This is a genomic window from Sinomonas sp. G460-2, assembly GCF_047759905.1.
Lineage (GTDB): Bacteria > Actinomycetota > Actinomycetes > Actinomycetales > Micrococcaceae > Sinomonas.
Map to the genome: position 1 here is coordinate 1 of NZ_JBKZWT010000585.1, position 456 is coordinate 456.

At 64.7% G+C, this 456-nt stretch carries 1 protein-coding gene; it reads left to right on the forward strand.

Annotated elements, in window-relative coordinates; translation table 11 throughout:
- Positions 1 to 456 (forward strand): MFS transporter (locus ACLN58_RS22605; protein ID WP_415857438.1); only part of this gene is annotated, 456 nt, incomplete at both ends.

Sequence of the window (456 nt, forward strand, 5' to 3'; positions counted from 1 at the left end):
CTCGCGCAGGCCTTCTCCACGGGCGTGTGGGACCTGATCATCATCCGGTTCCTCATCGGCATCCCGCTCGGCTCCGACATCTCCAACGGCTACGCGTACATCATGGAGTCGATGTCCAAGGGCGCCCGCGAGGTCATGGGCAGCCGCTGGCAGTTCATGTTCGGCCTCGGCGAGGTCTTCTCGATCGTCGTCATCACGATCATGTACGCCGCGGGCATGGACCACGCCATCCTGTGGCGCGTGGCCCTCGCCATCGGCGCGATCCCCGCCGTCATCCTTCTCCTCGCGCGCCTCGACCTCCCCGAGACGCCCATGTCGCTCATCCAGCGCGGCAAGTTCGTCAAGGCCAAGGAAGTCTCCGAGCGACTGTTCGGGGACTCCCTCGAGATGCTCCCGAACCAGGACGTGGAGATCGAGAAGCCCAAGGTCAGCGACTTCCTCAAGGTCATCTGGGCC